The sequence below is a fragment of the Winogradskyella ouciana genome (assembly GCF_009709615.1).
GTDB classification, from domain to species: domain Bacteria; phylum Bacteroidota; class Bacteroidia; order Flavobacteriales; family Flavobacteriaceae; genus Winogradskyella; species Winogradskyella ouciana.
Genome location: NZ_WJYA01000005.1, coordinates 180,802 through 204,669 on the forward strand (window position 1 = coordinate 180,802; position 23,868 = coordinate 204,669).

20 protein-coding genes are annotated in these 23,868 nt (G+C 35.8%); 15 read left to right on the plus strand and 5 right to left on the minus strand.

Annotation, left to right across the window (positions count from 1 at the left end):
• Positions 1 to 115 precede the first annotated feature (115 nt).
• On the plus strand, positions 116 to 784 hold the full coding sequence (locus F1003_RS08380) for a 50S ribosomal protein L25/general stress protein Ctc (RefSeq protein ID WP_155088871.1): 669 nt from the start codon (positions 116 to 118) through the stop codon (positions 782 to 784).
• A 75-nt stretch (positions 785 to 859) separates the two neighbouring features.
• A complete protein-coding gene (pth, locus tag F1003_RS08385) occupies positions 860 to 1,492 on the plus strand; it encodes an aminoacyl-tRNA hydrolase (RefSeq protein WP_155088872.1) in 633 nt (210 codons plus the stop codon).
• A 44-nt stretch (positions 1,493 to 1,536) separates the two neighbouring features.
• On the opposite strand, the gene F1003_RS08390 is transcribed toward pth, so the two are convergent.
• Together F1003_RS08390 and F1003_RS17245 are read right to left on the minus strand one after the other, a co-directional pair.
• A complete protein-coding gene (locus F1003_RS08390) occupies positions 1,537 to 2,439 on the minus strand; it encodes a PorP/SprF family type IX secretion system membrane protein (RefSeq protein ID WP_162306935.1) in 903 nt (300 codons plus the stop codon).
• Between the two features lie 29 nt (positions 2,440 to 2,468).
• Positions 2,469 to 7,418 carry a thrombospondin type 3 repeat-containing protein gene (locus tag F1003_RS17245; RefSeq protein WP_306461427.1) on the minus strand — a complete coding sequence of 1,650 codons (4,950 nt, stop codon included), beginning with the start codon at positions 7,416 to 7,418 and terminating at the stop codon, positions 2,469 to 2,471.
• Between the two features lie 103 nt (positions 7,419 to 7,521).
• Here F1003_RS17245 and F1003_RS08430 point away from each other — a divergent pair, with 103 nt between their 5' ends.
• From F1003_RS08430 to F1003_RS08485, 12 genes are all read left to right on the plus strand, one after another.
• Positions 7,522 to 8,430, plus strand: coding sequence for a bifunctional riboflavin kinase/FAD synthetase (locus tag F1003_RS08430; RefSeq protein ID WP_155088875.1), 909 nt, complete (start codon positions 7,522 to 7,524; stop codon positions 8,428 to 8,430).
• The gene (locus tag F1003_RS08435) at positions 8,423 to 9,730 is read left to right on the plus strand and encodes an HTTM domain-containing protein (protein ID WP_155088877.1); all 1,308 of its coding nucleotides are present in this window, start codon (positions 8,423 to 8,425) and stop codon (positions 9,728 to 9,730) included. Before F1003_RS08430 ends, F1003_RS08435 begins: the two co-directional genes overlap by 8 nt.
• Before the next feature lie 78 nt (positions 9,731 to 9,808).
• On the plus strand, positions 9,809 to 11,080 hold the full coding sequence (gene serS / locus F1003_RS08440; RefSeq protein ID WP_155088880.1) for a serine--tRNA ligase: 1,272 nt from the start codon (positions 9,809 to 9,811) through the stop codon (positions 11,078 to 11,080).
• Positions 11,081 to 11,485: 405 nt separating this feature from the next.
• Complete coding sequence (locus tag F1003_RS08445; protein ID WP_155088883.1) at positions 11,486 to 13,273, plus strand: tetratricopeptide repeat protein; 1,788 nt, start codon at positions 11,486 to 11,488, stop codon at positions 13,271 to 13,273.
• Between the two features lie 46 nt (positions 13,274 to 13,319).
• Entirely contained in the window at positions 13,320 to 13,640 is a 321-nt protein-coding gene (locus F1003_RS08450) for a DUF4286 family protein (RefSeq protein WP_155088884.1), read from the plus strand.
• Positions 13,641 to 13,801: 161 nt separating this feature from the next.
• A complete protein-coding gene (rsmA, locus tag F1003_RS08455; protein WP_155088886.1) occupies positions 13,802 to 14,575 on the plus strand; it encodes a 16S rRNA (adenine(1518)-N(6)/adenine(1519)-N(6))-dimethyltransferase RsmA in 774 nt (257 codons plus the stop codon).
• Between the two features lie 87 nt (positions 14,576 to 14,662).
• A complete protein-coding gene (gene mgtE, locus F1003_RS08460; protein ID WP_155088888.1) occupies positions 14,663 to 16,051 on the plus strand; it encodes a magnesium transporter in 1,389 nt (462 codons plus the stop codon).
• A 71-nt stretch (positions 16,052 to 16,122) separates the two neighbouring features.
• Positions 16,123 to 16,488 (plus strand): cupin domain-containing protein, encoded by a 366-nt coding sequence (locus tag F1003_RS08465; protein ID WP_155088889.1) that lies wholly within the window; start codon positions 16,123 to 16,125, stop codon positions 16,486 to 16,488.
• A gap of 91 nt (positions 16,489 to 16,579) precedes the next feature.
• Complete coding sequence (locus F1003_RS08470; RefSeq protein WP_155088891.1) at positions 16,580 to 17,575, plus strand: 2-hydroxyacid dehydrogenase; 996 nt, start codon at positions 16,580 to 16,582, stop codon at positions 17,573 to 17,575.
• Positions 17,576 to 17,603: 28 nt separating this feature from the next.
• Entirely contained in the window at positions 17,604 to 18,062 is a 459-nt protein-coding gene (locus tag F1003_RS08475) for a DUF1801 domain-containing protein (RefSeq protein WP_155088893.1), read from the plus strand.
• A 1-nt stretch (position 18,063) separates the two neighbouring features.
• Positions 18,064 to 18,450 carry a VOC family protein gene (locus tag F1003_RS08480; RefSeq protein WP_155088895.1) on the plus strand — a complete coding sequence of 129 codons (387 nt, stop codon included), beginning with the start codon at positions 18,064 to 18,066 and terminating at the stop codon, positions 18,448 to 18,450.
• Between the two features lie 61 nt (positions 18,451 to 18,511).
• Positions 18,512 to 18,958 (plus strand): TM2 domain-containing protein, encoded by a 447-nt coding sequence (locus F1003_RS08485; protein ID WP_155088898.1) that lies wholly within the window; start codon positions 18,512 to 18,514, stop codon positions 18,956 to 18,958.
• A gap of 48 nt (positions 18,959 to 19,006) precedes the next feature.
• Here the strand turns inward: F1003_RS08485 and F1003_RS08490 are convergent, their stop codons facing one another.
• From F1003_RS08490 to F1003_RS08500, 3 genes are read right to left on the minus strand one after another with little or no spacing between them, the layout of a single operon-like run.
• Positions 19,007 to 20,845 carry a GNAT family N-acyltransferase gene (locus F1003_RS08490; RefSeq protein ID WP_155088900.1) on the minus strand — a complete coding sequence of 613 codons (1,839 nt, stop codon included), beginning with the start codon at positions 20,843 to 20,845 and terminating at the stop codon, positions 19,007 to 19,009.
• Positions 20,846 to 20,864: 19 nt separating this feature from the next.
• Positions 20,865 to 22,115 (minus strand): aspartate kinase, encoded by a 1,251-nt coding sequence (locus tag F1003_RS08495; protein ID WP_155088902.1) that lies wholly within the window; start codon positions 22,113 to 22,115, stop codon positions 20,865 to 20,867.
• Complete coding sequence (locus tag F1003_RS08500; RefSeq protein ID WP_155088903.1) at positions 22,115 to 22,591, minus strand: GNAT family N-acetyltransferase; 477 nt, start codon at positions 22,589 to 22,591, stop codon at positions 22,115 to 22,117. The genes F1003_RS08495 and F1003_RS08500 overlap by 1 nt, the downstream gene beginning before the upstream one ends.
• Positions 22,592 to 22,817: 226 nt before the next feature.
• On the opposite strand from F1003_RS08500, the gene fbp reads away from it, so the two are divergent.
• The gene (gene fbp / locus F1003_RS08505) at positions 22,818 to 23,831 is read left to right on the plus strand and encodes a class 1 fructose-bisphosphatase (RefSeq protein WP_155088905.1); all 1,014 of its coding nucleotides are present in this window, start codon (positions 22,818 to 22,820) and stop codon (positions 23,829 to 23,831) included.
• Positions 23,832 to 23,868: the final 37 nt, after the last annotated feature.

Consider the following 23,868-nt stretch of genomic DNA (forward strand, 5'->3'; position numbering starts at 1 on the left):
ACGCTAGTATTTCCGTATTATATTTTTAAATTTGCAGCCCTCTAACGCAGGATCTGCTTAGAGAGGACAAACCCTCAAAATGAGGTAATTAATAATATAAATTAAAATTTCTAAAATGAAATCAATTACAATCAATGGATCTCAAAGAGAAAGCGTGGGCAAAACGTCAACAAAAGCCTTACGTAATGCTGGTCAGGTTCCTTGCGTATTATACGGAGGAGAAGCTAAGCCAGTGCATTTTGCAGCGCCAGAACTAGCGTTTTCAAAACTCGTATACACACCAAATGCGCATACGGTTGTGATAAAACTAGATAACGGAGACAGTTTTAATGCTGTAATGCAAGACATTCAGTTTCATCCTGTAACGGACAGAATCCTTCATATAGATTTTTATGAAATCTATGAAAACAAGACCATCACCATGGAAATTCCTGTCAAAACAGAAGGTGTATCAAAAGGAGTGCTGAATGGTGGAAACTTAAGAATGCCTTACAGAAGATTAAGAGTAAAAGCTATTCCTTCTAAATTACCAGATTTTATAGAGATAGATATTACACCTTTAAAAATCGGAGATAAGGTTTACATTGGCGACTTAAAGAACGATGATTACGATTTAATTCACCCAGAAAATACAGTTGTATGTCAAGTAAGACGTAGTAGGTTGGCCATTGTTGATGCAGTTGATGAGGACGAAGATGAAGAAGGAGTTGAAGGAGAAGAAGGAACAGAAGCAGGAGAGGTGCCAGCAACAGAAACGGATGACGTTGCTGCTGTAAAGGAATAAATTTTCCTGATATTAGATATTGAAAAGCATTCTTTAACAAGGATGCTTTTTTTATTTTTACACAAATAGAACAAGATGTTTAGGTTTTTAAAAAAATGGCTTGGTTTTAGCAATACTATTGAGCAAAATGAAGAAGACAGCATGAAAAAATTCTTAATTGTTGGTTTAGGTAATATTGGCGAAAAATATAGCAATACCAGACATAACATCGGTTTTAAGATTTTAGATTACCTGGCAGATAAAGAAGATATTTCTTTTGAAACATTAAAGCTGGGTGATGTTTCTACCCTAAAAGTAAAAGGGAGAACTCTAATTCTTCTAAAACCAAGTACCTATATGAATCTAAGTGGAAAATCCGTAAAATATTGGTTAGAGAAAGAAAAAATTCCATTAGAAAATCTACTCGTTATTACCGATGATCTCAATTTACCTTTTGGTACTTTACGGTTAAAAACAAAAGGTAGTGATGGTGGGCACAATGGTCTCAAGGATATACAAGATAAATTACAGACCACTAAATACAATCGTTTTAGGTTTGGTATAAGTGATGCTTTTATTAAAGGAAGACAGGTAGATTATGTTTTAGGTGAATGGGGTGATGAAGAAAACGCGAAGCTCAATGAACGTTTAAAAACATCTGTTGAACTCATAAAATCCTTTGCTCTGGCAGGCGTAAACATTACCATGAACCAATTTAATGGAAAATAAAAAAGACCGCAAATTGCGGTCTTTTTTATTTTATAAGAACTGTCTTAATCAGATTTATTCTTAAAATTAAATCTCACTAAAACTTCATGTGTCCCATTACTCATATTAGAAATATCATCTCTAGTAGAACTTTCATAAGCATAGCCAATATCCATCCAGTCGGCTAAGTTAACCATCATTAATCCAGCGAAAGCTTCATCTGTTCTATAAGCAGCTCCAACTTCAAACCTCTTGTAAAATCTAAAAGCTGCAGTAATATCCGCAGACAATGGCGTACCACTTACATATCTAATAATAGTAGAAGGTCTAAACTCTGTGTTTTCACTTATGGAAAAATTATAACCACCAGACAAATACACATGAGCCTCTTCTGTAGCTTGAGTTACTCTTCCTTCTGATTCATCAATTCTTTCGCTAGATAGAATACTAGGTACAGAAAGAGAAACAAAATAATCATCGTTCATTAAGTATGCACCAGCTCCAAAATTTGGTCTAAAACCAGTATCTATATTACTTAATGCCGGATCGGATTGAAAACCAAAATTCGATAGATTATCTCTATTTATATCATATGTACTTCCACCAGCCTTTAAACCCAAAAACAGGTCTGTAGCTTCTGAGATTTGCAGTCGATAAGAAAAATCAATATTAAAACTCGTTTGACTTTCAATAAATACTTGATCTGCTACCAATGACACACCTACTCCTATTTTATCACCAATAGGCTGAGAATAAAAGAAACTCTGAGTTTCTGGCGCACCTTCCACATTAACCCATTGACTTCTAATATTTGATGTAAGGCTCGTTTTACCATCGGCACCTGCATAAGCAGGATTTATAACATTCATTGTATATCTATACAAGGTATAGTTAGGTTCTTGTTGAGCATATACAGACCCAAACAAAAGAATTGCAACTATTATTAAAGTGTTTTTATAAAAATTCATTGTGTTCATTTTATTTAAGTTATATGCTATTAAAGAGTTAAATATATCCATCCTGTAAGTACCACTGTACCATCACCGTTTTGGTCTATAGAATAGTAATAAGAACCTGTTGGTAAAGTTTCACCATTATAAGATCCATTCCAATCGTTACTATATCCTTTAGTGCTATATACTTTATTACCCCATCTATTATAAACTTTAACAGATGCGCTTGGGAATCTTTCAGCATTAATGACAATCCAGGTATCATTAATACCATCACCATTAGGTGTTAACACATCGTTAGGCAACATATTATCACAAACATCACCAACTCCATTTCCATCAAGGTCTGATTGACTAGGGTTAGCCTCCAAAGGACAATTATCTTCTTCGTCTAACACATTATCATTATCGTCATCATCGTCACAAATATCTCCTATACCATCAAGATCGTTATCTGCTTGGTCTGGGTTAGGTATCATTGCACAATTATCATCAACGTTTAAAATACCGTCGCCATCCATGTCATCATCACACAAATCACCAATTCCATCACCATCTATATCAGACTGATCAGTATTCGCAACTAACGGACAGTTATCATCATCATTTAAAATAGTGTCACCATCAAAATCATTTGGGTCTCTTGTTCCACAAACCTCAATTGACAATGAATTGATCACACCTCCATCAAGCGCTCCAAATGTATCAGAAACTGTAATCGTCCAAACTCCGTTTGAAAAGTCACCATTAAATGAATTTAAATCACCTTCTGGTTGGAAAGAACCAGTAAATGGTGGTGATCCAGCTGTGATAGGTGAAGTTGCATCATCATCAAATACCGTATCGATATAATCATCGCCACCTCCACCGTTTCCAGAGGATAAATCAACCGTTACACCATCAGGACTTGTTATAGAAATATCTAAATCCGCATCCCAATCGTGCTCAATATTGATTGTTACGTTAACGTCTGTGATTATTAAACTTTCCACGATATCAATAGTAGCAAAGTAATCTGCATCATCTCCTGAAGAAGCAATATCAATTGGTGTATCTAGTGAAGTTCCATTGGTACACTCTTCGTCACACTCATCACCAATACCATCGCCATCAAAATCTGTTTGCTCTGGGTTAGCATTTTCTGGACAATTATCATCAACATTTAATACTCCATCACCATCTATATCATCATCACAGACATCACCAATTCCATCATTATCTAAATCTGCTTGATCTGTATTGGCAGTATCAGGGCAGTTATCCTCAGCATTAGGAATACCATCACTGTCATTATCATCTTGCTCAAATCCACAAACTTCTAGTGTCCAACTATCAATTGTACCTGTATCAGCTCCAAATCCATCAGCAACATTAAGTGTCCATACACCACCCGAAGGTTCACCATTAAAGGTAGATAAAGCTTCTTCAGGTATAAAAGACCCAGTAAATGGTGGTGCGCCAGCTTGAATAGCCGTATCTCCATCATCATCAAATACCGTAGCAGTATAGTTGTCTCCACCTCCACCGTTTTGGTCTGATAAAATCACTGAAGTGCCTGATGGACTCGTTAACACTAATGTTAAATCGCCATCGAATGTGTGTGTTATGTTTACTGTAACATTGACATCTGTAATTTCATAGGCGCCAGAAAAATCAATGTTAGAATCCGCTCCACCTTCAAAATTATCTGGTATGTTAACAGGTGTATCAGCAGAATCAAAAGTTCCACATAATGTATCACATAAATCTCCTATACCATTTCCATTTTCATCTGCTTGATCAGCGTTAGCAATCAAAGGACAGTTATCATCAACATTTAATACTCCGTCACCGTCAATATCATCATCACAAACATCGCCTATTCCATCGTTGTCTAAATCCTCCTGATCAAAATTTGCAACATCTGGACAGTTATCTGCATCGTTCGGAATGCCATCATCATCATTATCTGCTTGAGGAATTCCACAGATTTCCAAAGACCAACTATCTAATGTTCCTGCAATAAAAGCTATAGTATCTGAAGCATTTAAGGTCCAATCACCACCAGAGAATCCTCCGTTAAGAACAGATAAATCTCCATCGGGTTGAAAACTCCCAGTAAATGGAGCAGTACCAGCTCCTATAGGAGTAGATGCCTCATCATCAAAAACTGTATTTGTATAGTTATCACCATCTGCACCATTGCCTGCCGTGAGTAAAACTTCCGTTCCATCTGGTGCAATTAACTTCAGCGTAATATCCTCTGTCCATTCGTGAGATACATTTACAGTTACATTTACATCTGAGATTATAGATGTGGTCGAAACGTTGATTACTGAATTAACCCCAAATGTGTTGGAGTCTGGGATATTAATAGGTGTGTCTGTAGAATCAAAAGATCCACAAATAATATTTGCTGTAGTAAAACTAGCTTCTGAATAAGCTCCTGTACCACAATCATTAACTCCTCTAACTCTCCAAAAATATTCTGTTACAATATTTAAGTTTGTTGCTGTAAATGTTGGGTCATTTACCACTGTACCTGCTACTATGTTTGTAAAAGCAGCATCTGTAGCAACATCTATTTCGTAAGCAGTTGCATTTAGATCAGCATCCCATGTAAATACTACTCCGTTAGATGCATCAACATCTGTAGCACCATCAGCAGGTGTCAATATATTAAGTGTCGCCAAATTAGAGTCATAAACATTAAACTCTACATCAGCTGTTTTAGTTATTCCTCCTGAGATTCCAACTAAGGTAAAAGGATAGTTGCCAATAGCTAAACTGCCAGTTCCTGATACTGTTACAGTTACTGCAGTTCCATCAGCTGTTGCTGATGTCGGTGAAAACACAGCAGTAGCACCAGCTGGCAATCCAGTAGCACTAAAAGTGGTTTCATCTGTGAAACCAAGGAAGGTGTTATAAGTAAAGTTATATACCACGTCATCTGGCGTACAAACATCAATTGAACTATCTGCTACATTTAATACAAATTCTGATTCTTGTAGCGTAAAGTTTGTTGAATTAATAGCGTAAAAAATGTTGTTATTCCCTTCTACTTTAACTCTTGCTGTTGAAGAGTCACTTCCTGTAATAGGTACAGTTACATCATGCGAACCATCATTTGGTACGTCTGTTGCCATTACAAATGGATAGGTAAAGCCTCCATCGGTTGATAATAGAATATTTACAGTTGGAGTGTTTACAGCACCTCCATCTGTACCAGCTACATCCCAAGTTACTGTCTGGTTTGAACCAGCATCCCAAGTTTCGTTGGTGGTTTGAGAAGTAACTACAAATGGCCCAGCGGTACCTTCTACATTCACTGTCATAGTATCATAGTCGCTCTGTGGCGTTTGTCCAACACCATTTGCTTCACTTCGGTCTCTTACCGTTAATGCAAAATTTAATGCTCTTCCAACATTAGTGACTGTTTCCCAAGACGTATTATCCACAGTTTCCACTGGGTTCGTTTCTGTCAATTGACCAGCAACTACACGCTCTATAATTGGCATATAACGATCTGGTGATGTATTTGGTGGTCTAGATCGCCAAACAGCACCTGTAGTTTTATCAGGCCCAAAATTTCCTGATGTGGTTGTACCATCATCAATTTGTTCCCAAGTATAAGTTAAGATGTCGCCTCCATCAGCATCAGTAGCTGCACCTCTTAAAACAAATGCTGTTCCTGTTGGAATTGTATAATCCGAGCCAGCATCTGCCACTGGTGGATTATTACTAATAGCAGTACCAACCCAACAAGTTCGAGTTTCTAAATTGGTTAAAATCTGAAGAATTGTATAATAATGAAAATAAGGATCTGAATGATCTTGTACATCATTAGCACCAGTAATACCAGCATAACCCATAATGGTTGTACCACTACCAGGCTCCGCATTTACACCTTGTCCTTCATTACCTTGAGAAAAAGTATGATTTCCACCCATCTGGTGACCAATTTCATGTGGTACATAATCAATATCAAAGAAGTCTGACATATAAGGCCCTCCATCATTATCTTGAAATGAATGAGATGAAAATCCACTTCCTTTTTGTCCATCTACACAGACACATCCAATACAACCCGCGTTACCGTTATTACCTCCAAAAGCGAATAGGTGTCCTATGTCATAATTGGCTTCACCTACATTTGCTGTTAAGGTTGACTGTAATTCACTATTAAAATTTCCGCTATATGGATCTGAAGAAGCATCTGGATATATAATTTCAGTACCTGTTACTAAGGTAAATGTTACTGCCATATCTACTTCAAATACTTCATTACTTCTATTTAACGTAGAAACGACTTGGGCAAGCGCATCTGCTTGTGCATCTCCATTAGAATTATCTCCATCATCCCAAAAGTTGGTATATTCACCATTAGTTGAAATCGCAATTCTAAACGTTCTCAAGGTTTGGTCATCCGCATCTCTACTTGCTAGTCCCCTTGTATCAATAGGCAAAAACTCATTTTCAGTGAGGCACTCATAATCTTTTAAGCCCTCCGTTCTTACTTCTCTACTGTAAACGATGTATGAACCATTATCAGTTTTACTTAACGGCACCGTAAAGTTCATTGGTTCGTTAGGATAGGATATTAGAGTTTGCACTCCTTGAGGTGTAACACTAAAACGTGCTCTGGTTCCTGGGTTTTCCATACTGTATCCTATGTAAGTTTTTATCTCAGGATACAACTCAGAGAGTTCTTCTGATAATACAGGTGCTTCAACAACCATAAATTGCTCAAGTTCACCCTTAACATTGGGAAGGTAAACCCTTGCGTTTGACGACGTCGTCACATCAGAACGCAATGGAGCATTTACAAGTTGAGCTTTAAAAGCATCCAAATCTAATTGATATGTCTGATAAAATTTTTGATTTAGTGTCGTTTTTTCATCATTACTGTTTAAATCTATTCCATTCGTTTGCTGCCAATAACCCTGTTGAGCTAAAGCAGAAAATACCGATAAAAACATGGATAATGACAAAACAAAATGTAGCTTTGTTTTCATAAGTTTTTGTGTAGAAAATTAAAATTCCTCGAATTTATGGTTTTTTTAACAAAGACAAATTAGATTATTAAAAAAAATATTAGAACTTCATAAGATTAAGCTCTTGATTGCGAATTCAGCAAAAATTGTTACTGTCGGAACCTTTGATGGTGTCCATATTGGACATCAAAAAATACTAAAACGTGTTGTAAATCTAGCTACAGCAAATGACTACACACCAGTGGTTTTAACACTTTTCCCACATCCACGAATGGTTCTGAAAAAAAATGACAAGATTAAATTGCTCAACACAATTGATGAACGTATAGAATTATTAAAGTCATTTGACATTGAAGAGGTAGTAGTTAAAAAATTTACTGAAGAATTTGCAGATCTCTCAGCTAAAGATTACGTGAAGAATATTTTGGTCGATGAACTAAATATTAAACAAATTGTAATCGGCTATGACCATCATTTTGGAAAAAACAGAAGTGCCAATATTGACGACTTAAAAACCTATGCAAAAAAGTACAACTTTAAAGTTGAAGAAATCTCAGCTCAAGATATTGAAGATGTCACTGTGAGCTCAACTAAAATTAGAAATGCACTGGAAACTGGACAAGTAGCTATTGCAAATTCGTTTTTGGGCTATAATTATTTTATTACTGGGAATGTAATCAAAGGTAAAGGTTTAGGGCGTACATTAGATTTTCCAACAGCTAACATATTCATTAAGGAGTCTTACAAATTAATTCCATGTGATGGTGTATATGTGGTTAAATCAATGATTGGAGACTCTACTGTGTATGGCATGATGAACATTGGCACCAATCCTACTGTAGGTGGTAAAGCGCGTTCTATTGAGGTTCATTTTTTCAACTTCAAAAAAGATATTTACAATCAGGAATTAAGAATTGAATTCCTCAAACGTTTAAGAAGTGAACAAAAATTCGATAACCTAGAAGCTCTTAAAACACAGTTGCATGAGGATATGCACAACACCAAGGATTATATAGAAAAGCAAAATGAATAACTTTCTATTTAAACATATTGACAATTCTGGTCTTATAGTATTTAGAATTGTCTTTGGGTTTCTTTGCGCCTTAGAAGCCATTGGTGCTGTGTTCACAGGTTGGATTCGACGTACGCTTGTTGAACCAGAATTTACCTTTTCGTTCATCGGCTTTGAATGGCTGCAACCTTTACCAGGTGATTGGATGTATGTTTATTATATAGTTATGGGCATATTCGGTTTGCTCATAATGGTTGGCTACAAATATCGCTTTAGCATGTTTATGTTCGCTACTATGTGGACGGCCACCTACCTGATGCAGAAATCATCATACAACAACCATTACTACTTGTTATTTATCCTCAGTTATTTAATGGTGTTTTTGCCTGCCAATCGCTATGCCTCTCTGGACGTAAAATTGAATCCATCGTTAAAACGATTATCCATGCCCAGTTGGTGTAAGTGGGTTTTTATCATTCAGCTATTTATCCTTTATACGTATGCTTCTATTGCAAAATTATATCCAGATTGGTTAGATGCTTCTGTACCTGCACTACTGATGAAAAGCAAGGCCGATTACCCTTTAATTGGTGATTTATTACAGCAAAGCTGGGTTCATTACGGCATCGCTTACGGTGGCATTTTGTTTGATGGATTAATTATTCCGTTATTGCTCTTTAAACCTACAAGAAAGTATGCTTTTTTTGCTTCTATATTCTTTCATCTGTTTAACTCCATAGTGTTTCAAATTGGTATTTTCCCGTATTTATCTTTAGCCTTTAGTCTGTTCTTTTTTGAACCTAAAACTATTAGGGATATATTCTTGAAAAAGAAACCTTATTATAATTCCGACGAAGTGATTGTGCCAAAGTACGGCAATGTTTTGGTTTGGTTTTTTTCAATTTACTTTTTAATTCATATTGCGCTTCCACTTCGCCATCACTTTTTTAAGGATGATGTGTTATGGACAGAAGAAGGGCATCGTCTGTCTTGGAGAATGATGCTAAGGGCAAAGAGTGGCTCCACAAAGTATAGGGTTATTGATGAAGCAACTAATCAACTAATCCCTATAAAATTAGATGATTATCTTACCAAAAAACAACAACGTGGTGCAAGTGCAAAACCTGACATTATTTGGCAATTTGCTCAACGATTAAAAGAAGATTTTGCCAAAAAAGGGAAATCGGTTAAGGTATATGTAAGGTCTTACGTTAGCGTAAATGGTAAACCTGCAAAACAACTTATAGATCCAAAAGTTGACCTCGCCAGCGAAGAATGGCATCATTTTAAACATCACGACTGGATATTGCCTTCAAAATAGTTTTTATCCGCTTAAAATCTTATTACTTTTGTGGCTTGTTTTTCTTGCGCTAATTGGCGTAATTTCAAATTTAGAACTATGTTACAAGTTGCCTTTATTAGAGAACATAAAGAAGATATCATAAAACGTTTAGCCAAACGAAATATTGATGCTACTCAAATGGTCAATGACGCTATTACTTTAGATGAAGAACGCAGAGCACTTCAAACTAAATTAGATAATGTAAAAGCAGAATCTAACACGTTATCAAAGGAAATAGGCAATTTGTTTAAGTCTGGTGAAGCACAAAAAGCAAATCTCTTAAAAGAGAAGACAACCCAACTCAAGGAAACAACAAAAACCTTAGAGCAAGAACTCAATGATAAAGCAGATGCGCTTTCTCAGCTGTTGTATCTTATACCTAATGTGCCCAATGACATGGTGCCAGCTGGTAACACAGACGAAGATAATGAGGAAACGTTTAGAGAAGGAGATGTGCCAAAGTTATATGAAGGTGCTTTACCGCATTGGGAACTCGCCAAAAAATACGACATCATAGATTTTGAATTAGGTAACAAAATCACAGGTGCTGGCTTCCCAGTTTATAAAGGCAAAGGAGCAAAGTTACAACGTGCCCTTATTACTTATTTCTTAGATAAAAATACTGAAGCTGGTTATACAGAAATTCAAGTACCTCATTTAGTAAATGAAGCATCTGGCTTTGGTACTGGTCAGTTGCCAGACAAAGAAGGACAAATGTATCATGTCACGGCAGATAATCTGTATTTAATCCCAACGGCCGAAGTTCCTGCAACTAATATTTTTAGGGATACCATCTTAAACGAAAGTGATTTGCCAAAAAGTATTACAGGTTACACACCTTGTTTTAGACGAGAAGCTGGTAGTTACGGAGCGCATGTTAGAGGATTGAATCGTTTACACCAATTCGATAAGGTAGAAATATTGAGAGTTGAGCATCCAGATAATTCCTATAGCGCTTTGGATGGCATGGTAGAACATGTAAAGGGTATTTTAAGAGAATTAAAGCTACCATACCGAATCTTAAGATTATGTGGTGGCGATTTAGGATTCACGTCTGCATTAACCTATGACTTTGAAGTGTTTTCAACAGCACAAGACAGATGGTTAGAGATTTCTTCGGTTTCAAATTTTGAAACTTTCCAAGCCAATCGCTTAAAATTACGTTTCAAAAACAACGAAGGTAAAAATGAACTTTGCCATACACTTAATGGAAGTTCATTAGCATTACCAAGAGTATTAGCAGGAATTTTAGAAAATTACCAAACCAAAGACGGTATTAAAATCCCCGAAGTATTAGTGCCATATACTGGTTTTGACATGATTTCCTAATTACTGAAACTTAAGTGATTCTGACTGAATTGTTAAAAAAAAGTGCTTTTTATCGAATTTTAGTGTATTTCTTCGTTTATTTTAATTATTTTCGGCTATGTTAGCATTCCAAATCGACACATAACCTAATTATGAAAAACATTAAACGCATTGTATTACTCGTTGCATTAGTTGTTATGGTAAGCAAAGTTTTGTTTTAACTATAATTAGTAACAATATTAAAAATAGTAAAAACACCTAGACAAAGTAATTGAATCATATTTATAACGAATAATGGTTAATAGCACATTTATTTTGCTGGTCAAAATGCCTAAACGTACGTTTAGGCATTTTTTTATAAACTGATTTAACTAAGATTTCACAATATCTAAAATCCGCATTAGTTATATTTACAAAAACGCTTCAATGCAAAAGATTTTTTTATTCATAGTATTCCTTTTCGCACTCAATTTTGGTTTTGGTCAAAATAGCGAGGTGCTTGCTGACAGCTATTATAAAAAAGGTGAGTTTAAAAAAGCACTTGTCATCTACCAAAATCTTAATAAAGAAAAGCCGTATAGTTACAAATATGTCTATAAACTTGTTGAAACGCATCAGCAGTTAGAGCAATTTGAGGAAGCCGAAAATATACTTGTACAACGTTTAGCCAAACGACGAAATCCAACTCTAATTGTAGAATTAGGTTATAATTATCAACTTCAGGATAGTTTAGCCAGAGCAAAAAAATTATATAATGAAGCCATTGCTTTTGTTGATGAAAACCCGAATTACATCTATAGCATTGCAAAAAAATTCGAAGATCATTCGCTTTTAGATGAAGCCATACAAGTGTATGACCGAAGCAAATTATTAACTCCGGATAAAAACTACAGCATTCAATTAGCACGCATTTATGGTGACCAAGGTAAGATTGAAAAAATGTTTGAAAACTACATCGATTATGTTGCCTATAGACCCAACTACCTCAACAACATTAAGCGAGCCGTTAGCGATTTCATATCCGAAAATAAGGATAACGAAAATAACATCTACTTAAGACGCTTGTTGCTAAAGAAAATTCAGCAAGAGCCGAGCCCATATTGGTACGATTTATTAAGTTGGCTCTATGTCCAGGAAAAAGCCTATAACAAATCCTTTATTCAAGAAAAGGCGCTTTACAAACGTAATCCTGAAAGTTTAGATCGTATCATAGAACTTGCTGTTACAGCACTAAATGACAATGACGACGAAACCTCTAAAGATATTTTCAATTTCATTTTAGAAACCACGCAAGATGCCAGTACAGCGTTGACGGCACACCAATATATTTTAGAAATTGATACCAAAAATGCGACTTCGGAAAAAGAACTCAATCGAATTGATGACGCTTTCAAAACCTTATTTGAAGACTACGGAAAATCAGAACTGACCTTACCCTTGCAACTCGCTTATGGTGAATTTTTAGCGTTTCATCAAAAAGATACAGAAAGTGCAACAGCCTTTTTGCGCCAAAGTTTAAAGTTGAATATTTCCGAATTCCAGGAAGCGAAAGTAAAATTACTGTTGGCTGATATTTTGGTGCTACAAGAACGCTTTAATGAAGCCTTAATTTTCTATTCTCAAATTCAACTGAGTTTAAAGAACAGTACCATTTCTCAAGAAGCACGATTCAAAGTTGCCAAAACAAGTTATTACAAAGGGGATTTTGATTGGGCAGAATCCCAACTTAAGATTTTGAAATCCTCGACCTCACAATTGATTGCCAATGATGCGCTGGATTTAAAACTTCTGATTTCTGATAATAAGTTTGAAGACAGCTTACAAACCGCACTAAAACATTATGCCAAAGCAGATTTGTATGCCTTTCAGAATAAAACAGATGAAGCTATTTCGCTATTGGATAAAATCCTAGAAGAACACGATGGCGAAAGTATCATTGACCAAACCTTGTTTAAACAAGCTAAACTCTTTGAAAAGAAAAAGCAATACAACAAAGCCGAAGCGAATTATCTTATTATTATTAAAGACTGGAAAGAAGACATATTAGCGGACGACGCACATTACTATTTGGCAGAACTTTACAACACCCATTTGGCAAAACCCGAAGAGGCCAAACAACTTTACGAAAAAATCATCTTTGAGTTTGAGGACAGTATTTATTTTATTGAAGCGCGAAAGAAGTTTAGGATGCTTAGAGGTGATACAATAAACTAAATTCCAATTGCGCTATTTGGAATTTGAAAATTAGAAATTGAAAATTATGATAATTTACAACGTCACCGTAAACATAGATAAAAGTATTAAAGCAGAATGGCTAGAGTGGATAAAAGAACACATTCCACAAGTATTGGCAACTGGTAAATTCAAAGAAGCTAAGCTCACCAAGGTTTTGGTAGAAGATGACGATGCGGATACGTATTCCATTCAATACAGAGCGCACAGTAGAGAGGCTTTAGAAGATTATTATGCCAATGATGCAGAAGGGCTCAGAAAAGCAGGATTAGAAAAATTTGCAGATAAAATGTTAGCCTTTAGAACAGAACTGGAAGTTATTGATGAGTATTCTGTGGATTTTAATTAAACCATGCACACAAAGCCGCTAAAACGCAAAGTTCGTCCACGTCACTCTTTTGTGAATTAAAAACAGATCTCAACAAATCTCTGTATAGCTCTGCGTATCTTTGTAGAAATACATCAAAACACCGCTTTGTGCCTCTGCGACTTTGCGAGAATCAATATCTTATGTCAGTAAAAGCAAAAAAACATCTAGGACAACATTTTCTTAAAGACGAAAACATTGCCCAAAAAATAGCCGACACCTTATCCTTGGATGGCTATAATGATGTCTTGGAAATTGGCCCAGGTATGGGAGTGCTGACTAAATATTTGCTCAAAAAAGACATCACCACACACGTCATAGAAATCGATACAGAATCCGTTGAGTATCTAAAAAATAACTACCTCAACCTTTCTAATAGAATCTATGAAAAGGATTTTTTAAAATACGACTTAACCCAAATTTTCAAGGATCAACCCTTCGCTATCATTGGTAATTTTCCCTATAACATATCTTCGCAGATTGTATTTAAGACTTTAGAGATGCGAAGTCAAATTCCAGAATTTTCCGGGATGTTTCAAAAGGAAGTTGCACTGCGCATCTGTTCAAAAGAAGGGTCTAAAGTTTATGGCATTCTTTCCGTATTGACCCAAGCTTTTTATGATGCTGAGTATTTATTTACCGTGCCACCAAATGTTTTTAATCCACCACCAAAAGTAGATTCTGGAGTGCTACTTCTAAAGCGAAAAGAGAATTATAAGTTGCCTTGTGACGAGAAACTATTTTTCAGGGTCGTGAAAACCGGATTCCAACAACGCCGAAAAACATTGCGCAACAGTTTAAAAAGCTTCAATCTTTCCGATAATTTAAAAGCAAATACTATCTTTGGGCAGCGACCAGAGCAATTAAGTGTTTCACAGTTTATTGAGCTGACGTCGCTTATAGAAAATGACATCTAGTAATGTATCGTCATTGCGAACGTAGTGCGGCAATCTGTTAAATAGAATACTTAACTTAATGAGATTACCACGTCCTTCGTTCTCGTAATGACAAAAAACCATCACGTGGAAGACATCCAAGACAACATACAGTTTCAGCTTACTGATGAGCTCATAGAAAAAGTAGAAATTCTTATCGAAGACGAAAACGATAAAGAGATAAAACTATTTTTAAATGAGTATCACTACGCAGATATAGCAGAGATTTTAGATGAGCTAGATGTTGAAGATGCCGTGTATATTATAAAACTGCTAGACTCTGGATTGACTTCAGATATTTTAATGGAACTCGATGAGGACAATCGAGAAAATATCTTAAAACACCTTTCTGCCAAAGAAATTGCTGAAGAAATTGAGGAATTAGACACGGATGATGCTGCAGATATCATTGCAGAACTGCCTGAAGATCGTAAAGATGATGTCATTTCAAAAATTGAAGACCAGGAGCATAAAGCCGAAATTGAAGAGCTATTAGCTTATGATGAAGATACTGCTGGTGGATTGATGGCAAAAGAACTTGTTAAGGTTTATGAAACATGGACGGTTGCTGGTTGTTTGCGTCGTATAAGAGGACAGGCCAAAGATGTTACTCGCGTGCACTCTATCTATGTCGTTGATAAAGCCGAAAAACTGATTGGCCGTCTATCGCTAAAAGATTTGATCGTTGCCAAAAGCGAACAGAAAATTGCTGAAATCGCTAAAGAGAATGTAGATTGGGTAAACGTTAACGACGATGCAGAAGATGTTGCAAGAGTAATGGCGAAATACGATTTAGAGGCCATCCCAGTTGTTGATGATAACCAGACCTTATTGGGAAGAATCACCATCGATGATATTGTAGATGTCCTTAAGGAAGAAGCCGATAAGGATTACCAATTAGCGGCAGGTATTACCCAAGGTGTAGAAGCGGACGACAGCATCCTTCAGTTAACAAGAGCACGTTTACCTTGGTTGTTTTTAGGACTAGTTGGTGGAGTTGGTGCCTTTTTAATTATGGAAGGTTTTCAGGATGCATTTAATAAGTATGCTGTTTTATTCTTCTTTACACCTTTAATTGCTGCGATGGCTGGTAATGTAGGAGTACAATCAAGCGCTATTATCGTACAAGGTTTAGCAAATGACGATGTTAAAGGCAGCGTTAATAGTAGATTAATAAAAGAGATGTTATTAGCGGCATTAAACGGAACCATTTTAGCCTTATTCTTGTTTTTATTTGTATGGGCAACCAAAGGAGATTTTAGTACAGCGCTTGCTATTTCCGTATCATTGATTGCCGTCATCATTGTAGCAGGTTTAATTGGCACGTTCGTACCTTTATTTTTAGACAAAAGAGGCATTGATCCTGCCATTGCTACAGGTCCCTTTATTACTACAAGTAATGATATCTTCGGGATATTGATTTACTTCTGGATTGCTAAAATGATTTTGGGAATCTAAATTCTAGATTTTGCTTATTCCTTTGTCAGACTGAACTTGTTTCAGCATCTTTTATTGTTTAATTTTATAGAATGAAACCAATAAACATTAAAGACAAGCACGCTTTGTTTTCAAAACAATGGCATCCACATCGTATTGCAACTGTAGATGATATGCAAGTGATTCTGGCAAAAATCAAAGGTGAATTTGTATGGCATAGCCATGATGAGGAAGATGAATTATTTCAAGTGATCAAAGGAACCCTATATATGCAGTTCCGTGACCGTACAGAGGTCGTTAAAGAAGGCGAGATCATTGTAGTTCCAAAAGGTGTTGAACATAATCCGTCAACAAAAGATGGCGAAGAAGTACACCTTATGCTGTTTGAAAAATTGAACACAGCGCATACTGGCAATGTAAAAGATGAAATGACGCAAACTGAATATCCCGAAATTTAATACTAACGATTTGACATACTGAACTGTTTCAGCACCTCATTTTAAATTGATAACATACAAAAGATTCTGAAACAAGTTCAGAATGACACCTATGAAGATTCTCCACTTAGATACCAACCATCCCTTACTCATAAATCAACTCAACGATTTAGGCTTTACCAATGATGAAGATTACACCTCTTCTAAAACTGAAGTTGAAGCAAAAATATCTGATTACGATGGTATCGTTATCCGCAGTCGTTTCAAAATTGATAAGCAATTTTTAGACGCAGCAAAAAACCTAAAATTTATTGGTCGTGTTGGTGCAGGATTGGAAAACATAGATTGCGATTATGCAGAGCAGAAAGGAGTCTATCTTATCTCGGCTCCAGAAGGCAACAGAAATGCCGTTGGTGAACATGCTTTAGGAATGTTGCTTTCACTTTTCAATAAGCTCAATAAAGCAGACCAAGAAGTTAGGCAAGGCAAATGGAAAAGAGAAGCCAATCGTGGATTGGAACTCGATGGTAAAACCGTTGGACTCATCGGCTACGGGAATATGGGAAAAGCTTTCGCTAAAAAACTAAGAGGGTTTGATGTAGAGGTACTTTGTTATGACATTAAAGACAACGTTGGAGATGAAAATTGTAAACAAGTTTCGTTAGAAGAGCTTCAAGAAAAAGCTGATGTGCTAAGTCTTCATACACCACAAACACCATTGACTTTAAACATGGTGAATACTGAATTCATCAATAGCTTCAAAAAACCGTTTTGGCTGATTAACACTGCGCGTGGCAAAAGTGTAATCACCGAAGATTTAGTAAGTGCATTAGATACTGGTAAAATTTTAGGAGCTGGACTTGATGTTTTAGAATATGAAAAGTCATCATTCGAAAATTTATTTAAAACAGCCGAACCAAGATTCAGATGGATGCGAAAAAGAAAAAAGACTGGGTTGCTGAGCGCAGTCGAAGCACCAGAAGCCTTTCAATATTTAATTTACGCAGATAATGTGTTGTTAACACCTCATGTTGCAGGTTGGACCGTTGAAAGCAACATAAAATTGGCCCAAACCATTGTAGATAAGATAAAAGTAAAATTTTGTTAACTTAGATACCTACTAAATCAATCAAACTATGCAATACGACGCAACATCACCAGAAGACTATATAAGCCAAGTACCTGAAGAACGACAAGAGCCTTTAAAAAAATTACGCAAAGTCATCAATGATAATCTACCTAAAGATTTTCAAGAAGGCATGATCTACAAAATGATTGGTTATTATGTGCCACATTCTGTATATCCAGATGGTTATCATTGCAGCCCTGAGGTTCCACTACCATTTATGAGTTTTGCATCTCAAAAAAACTCAGTGAATTTATATCATAGTGGTATTTATGCAAAACCCGAGTTACATGATTGGTTTGTCAACGAATATCCAAAACATTGTAAACGCAAATTAGATATGGGCAAGAGCTGTATCAGATTCAAAAAATTGGATGAAATTCCTTTTGAGCTTATAGGCGAACTTACCAGAAAAATGACTTGTGAGGAGTGGATAGATATTTATGAAACCGCTTTAAAGAAAAAATAAGATGAAAAAGAGAGTAACAGGAATTGGAGGTCTATTCTTTAAAACCAAAGACCCAAAAGCCTCAAAAGATTGGTATAAAAAACACTTGGGTTTTAATACAGATGATTATGGCTGTACCTTTTGGTGGAAAGACAAGGAAGGAAACGATTGTTCTACACAATGGAGTCCATTTGCCGAAGACACCAAGTATTATGAGCCATCTAAGAAAGACTTTATGTTTAACTACAGAGTTGAAAATCTTGAAGAACTTTTAAAGGTACTGAAAGAAGAAGGTGTTACTATAGTTGGTGAAATGGAAGAATACGATTATGGTAAATTTGGTTGGATAATGGATAATGATGGCAACAAAATTGAACTGTGGGAACCCATTGATGCCGCTTTTCAATAATTGCATCTGTTTTTTTATTAATTTTAGCGAAGACTATTAATCATTAAAACCATTTAAAATTATGTCAGACGATAATAAAGATTTGGGTGACGATCTTAACGATATGTTAGACGACGCCAAGGACGGTGCTAAAAAAACAGGAGATAAAATTAGCCAAAAGGCAAAGGAATTTTCTAACGAGGCTAAAGAAAGTGCGCAAGAGTTTTCGGATGGAGCAAAAGAGGTGTTCGAGAAATCAACTGGTGAAAACAAAAAAGTGTTAGCTGGTGTACTTGCAATTATTTTTGGATGCCTTGGAATACATAAGTTCATTTTAGGTTACAACAAAGAAGGTGGTATTATGCTAGGGATTACTTTGGTTGGCATAATTCTATCTTGTGTTGGAGTTGGAGTTTTTGTTGTCTGGATTATGAGTATAATCGGACTTATTGAAGGTATTATCTATCTTACCAAATCTGATGCAGAATTTTACAACACCTATCAGGTGGGTAAAAAACCTTGGTTCTAATCTATAAAAAACATAGACAGATAACCTAGAACGAGAGTTCTGGGTTTTTTATTTGTCATCATCTCCGTTACCGTTCATAAACTTGCGTTCCAACTCAGCCTGAAATTCTTCCATCACAGGTCTAACTGTACTTTCTGGTAAATCAGCAATTTTTATATACATTAAACCATCTACAGCGTTATTAAATAACGGATCTACGTTAAATGCCACAAGTTTAGCATTCTGCTTTATGTACTTTTTAAGCAAAACAGGCAATCGTAATGCTCCTGGTTCTACCTCGTCGATCAGTTTGTCGAGTTTGTTTAAATCGGCTTCGGCTTCATCAAAAACAAATTCCTTATCGGCATCTTTTAATTTTACCTTAAACTCTTTTTTAGGATGCACATATTGTGCTACATAAGGATCATAGTAATGCGATTTCATAAACTCAATCATCAAGCTTTTTGAGAAGTTTGAAAATTGATTGCTGATACTCACGCCACCAATTAAATATTTGTGCTCTGGATAACGCAATGTGGTGTGTACAATACCTTTCCAAAGTAAAAATAATGGCATTGGTTTTTGTTGGTATTCCTTTATGATAAATGCACGTCCCATTTCAATGGATTGGCTCATCATTTTGTAAAGTTCTGGTTCAAAACGGAACAAATCCTGTAAGTAGAAACCGTCTATACCAAAACGTTCAAAAATATGTGATCCCAAGCCCATTCTATAGGCACCAGCAACTACATTTTTTTCGTTATCCCATAAAAACATATGATGATAATACGTATCAAAGGTATCTAAATCGGTAGCTTCATTAGTGCCTTCTCCAACTTCCCTAAAAGTGATTTCACGTAACCTTCCCAGTTCCCTCAATATATTAGGCATCTCTTTAGCTTCGGCCAAAAACACCTCATAATTTTTACTCACCAAAAGTCTGCAATCCTTTTCTCTAAGGTTTTCTACTTCAGAGACCATAATTTCTGTCGCTATCGGAGTAACGATACGTTTTGGTGGTTTATGTACTTTTAACTGTGCCTGAATATTATCTAATATCTTTGGCTTGTCCTCAAAAGTTTTTGAGAGCATATAGGTTTTTCGTCTTAAAAAATCTGAAAAATCCGTTAGTGTTTCATGTTCTTTTTGATCATTCACAGAAATTGGTCGCCCTATCCTAACCTTTATCGTTCTACGCTTTTGAGTTAAGAGTTCTGAAGGTAATTTCGCTGTTCTTAACGTATCACTGATTTTAGACAATCGGTAAAACAATCGACTGTTCTTAGCATGGAAATAAATAGGCACCACAGGCACTTCTGCCTTTTTAATCAGTTTCATAGCAGCCTCTTCCCAAGGTCTGTCCACTACTAATTTTCCGTCTCTGTAGGTTGACACTTCACCTGCCGGAAATACACCCAAAGGATGTCCTTCCCTTAAATGCATTATAGCGTTTTTAAATCCTGAAATGCTGCTCTTTACATCCTTTCGGTCTTCAAAAGGATTTACTGGCATTATATATGGTTTCAAGGGTTCTATACGATGCAACAGAAAATTGGCGATGATCTTAAAATCATTGCGTTGTTCTAGCATTAACTTTAAAAGCAAAATACCATCGATACCACCTAGTGGATGGTTAGAAATGGTAATGTAGGATCCATCTTTAGGAAGTCGTTTGAGGTCTTCTTCAGGAATTTCGAACTTAATCTGAAATTCATCTAAAATACCATCTAAAAACTCGAGTTCGCTTAGATGTTTGTTTCGGTTATAGATTCTGTTTAATGTAGAAATTTTGAGAACTTTCATCATTATCCATCCGAAAAAAGTCCCAAAGAAACCGTACTTATCTGCATGAATAGCCTTGGCAACTTCTTTGGCAGTAACTAATCCTGTATCAGATGATTTCCCCATGTAACAAATGTAGTAAATGTTATTTAGTAACGATTTGCACCGTTTCTTTTGTTAACTGCTTCAACAATACGGTTTTATCTTTTTCCATTTCTTTTATTGAAGCATCACTATAGTGTCTAATAGTATAAAGACTCACATTTTCGTGAGATGTTACTTTAAATTTGGCTTTTAAATGCTGCAATAATTTTTCGAGATTATCGTAAATATTGTCTATACAAACCGAAAAACTAATGGCTGAATTCTGAATCACATCTACCTTCATTTTATACAAGTGCAACAGGCTAAAAATCTCACTTATATTTTCTTCTACGATGTATGAAAAATCCAAAGATGACAACGAAATTAAAATCTGGTTTTTCTTAACTATAAAACAAGGGATTTCGGGTTCAATAGCTTTTCCCTTGCTAACGCATGTACCATTTTCTTTAGGATTTAAAAACGATTTTACATACAACGGAATTTCCTTGCGCTGTAAAGGCTGAAGTGTTTTTGGGTGTATCACCGAAGCTCCATAAAATGCCAGCTCTATAGCTTCCCTATATGAAATCTGATGTAATAACTGAGCATTTTCAAAATATCGTGGATCGGCATTTAATACACCTGGCACGTCTTTCCAAATGGTTACGCTGTTGGCATTTAAACAGTAAGCGAAAATTGCCGCTGTGTAATCACTACCCTCTCTGCCTAGCGTTGTGGTAAAGTTATTCGCATCACTACCTAAGAATCCCTGAGTGATATTTAGAATTGACTTATTAAAGTTTGAAGAAATTTGTTCTTGGGTCTGCTCCCAGTCTACATTTGCCCTTCTATAATAATTATCGGTTTTAATATATTCTCTTACGTCTAACCAATTATTTTTTAGGCCAACTTCATTCAAGTAGTGGCTTATTATTGTTGTGGAAATTAATTCGCCAAAACCAATGGTTTGATCATAAACATAATTATAATCCGGTGACTTGTTGCTTTTAAAAAACATGGTCAGTTCATCAAAAAAAGCCTTAACGTCCGCAAAGACTTGGTGTCTTTCATTAGCAAACAGATCCAACAGAATTTCATTGTGAAACTTTATAACATCATGGATAGAGCTCTGTAATTCGTCTTTATTTTCAAAATAGTTTTTAATCACTACTTCGATTGCATTGGTGGTTTTGCCCATTGCCGACACTACAACCAATGTTTTATCGTGACCTGTTGTCTTTAATACCGAGACTAAGTTTTTAACACCTTTGGCATCTTTTACCGAAGCACCACCAAATTTAAAAACACGCATTATAATTTGTTTAAATAGTTTTCAATTCCTTTCTCATTGAGTTGTACCACATCCCAATCTCTCATTACGTTTGCACCTTTTTTTTCGTAGAATTTAATGGCCGATTCATTCCAGTCCAAAACTTCCCAGTTTATTCGTTTTACACCTAAATCTTTTCCGTACTTAACGACTTGGTCCAAAAGTTTAGTACCTAAATTTTTACCTCTTTGTGATTGACTTACTATTAAATCTTCAAGATGTAAAACCTCTCCTTTCCATGTAGAATATCTCATATAAACCAGCGCCATGCCTTCAACCTTGCCATCAACTTCTACTACGAAGCAAGTGAATTTAGGATGCTCACCAAATCCATCAGACTCTAACATATCAACTGTTACCTCAACGGCATCGGGTTCTTTTTCGTAAACAGCCAACTCTTTTATGAGTTCTAAAACCCTTGGCATGTCTTGTTTTGTAGCTAATCTTGGTTGGTTCATTTTTGGTTTTAAAAAAAGGAATTCAAATATAACCTAAAACTCGCTTTACTTTATAATTAATCTTTATCATAATTGAGATTGAAACCTATGGAGTATTACTTATAATAGCAGTAACCTCTTAAAATATTTAAAGTTGAGCTTTATCTAATTTCGTTTACATTTTACGAAAACGTTGTAGTTTGCTAAAAAATGCGATATTTGTCCCATCTAATCAATAAAATGCTTCATGGCCAATTCCAAATTAAACCAAACCTTAGGTGAATTTATCATAGAAAATCAAGCGTCTTTTAAATATACCTCTGGTGAACTTTCTAGATTAATAAATTCCATTCGTTTAGCTGCAAAAGTCGTCAACCACGAAGTAAACAAAGCTGGCTTGGTAGATATCATTGGAAATGCAGGTGATACCAATATACAAGGCGAGGACCAACAAAAATTAGACGTTTACGCCAATGATAAGTTTATACAGACGATGACCAAACGAAACATTGTTTGTGGTATTGCCAGTGAAGAAGAAGATGATTTTATTGCAATTAACAGCCAGGATGAGAACAACCAGAACAAATATGTGGTTTTGATTGATCCCTTGGATGGATCTTCTAATATCGACGTAAATGTTTCCGTCGGTACTATTTTTTCAATTTTCAGACGTGTAACACCTGTTGGAACGCCTGTAACCATTGACGATTTTTTACAAAAAGGAAATCAGCAAGTTGCTGCAGGTTATGTGGTTTATGGAACATCGACAATGTTGGTTTATACAACAGGCCATGGTGTTAACGGCTTTACTTTAAACCCAGCCATAGGAACATTTTATTTATCTCATCCTGATATGGAATTCCCTGAAGATGGCAGAATCTATTCCGTTAATGAAGGGAATTATATTCATTTTCCTAAAGGCATTAAAGATTATATAAAATACTGCCAAATGGAAGAAGGTGACAGACCATACACCTCACGTTACATAGGATCGTTAGTATCTGATTTTCACAGAAATATGATTAAAGGAGGCATATACATGTATCCTAAAAGTTCATTGAATGCTAAAGGAAAATTGAGATTGCTCTATGAGTGTAATCCTATGGCATTCTTAGCTGAACAAGCCAATGGTAAAGCCAGTGATGGCTTTACACGTATTATGGACATTGAACCAACTGAACTCCATGAGCGTGTGCCTTTTATTTGTGGTAGTAAAAATATGGTTGAAAAGGCTGAAGAATTTATGCGCAATGCTGAATAAAAAAAGCGAACATCTCTGTTCGCTTTAATTTTTTATT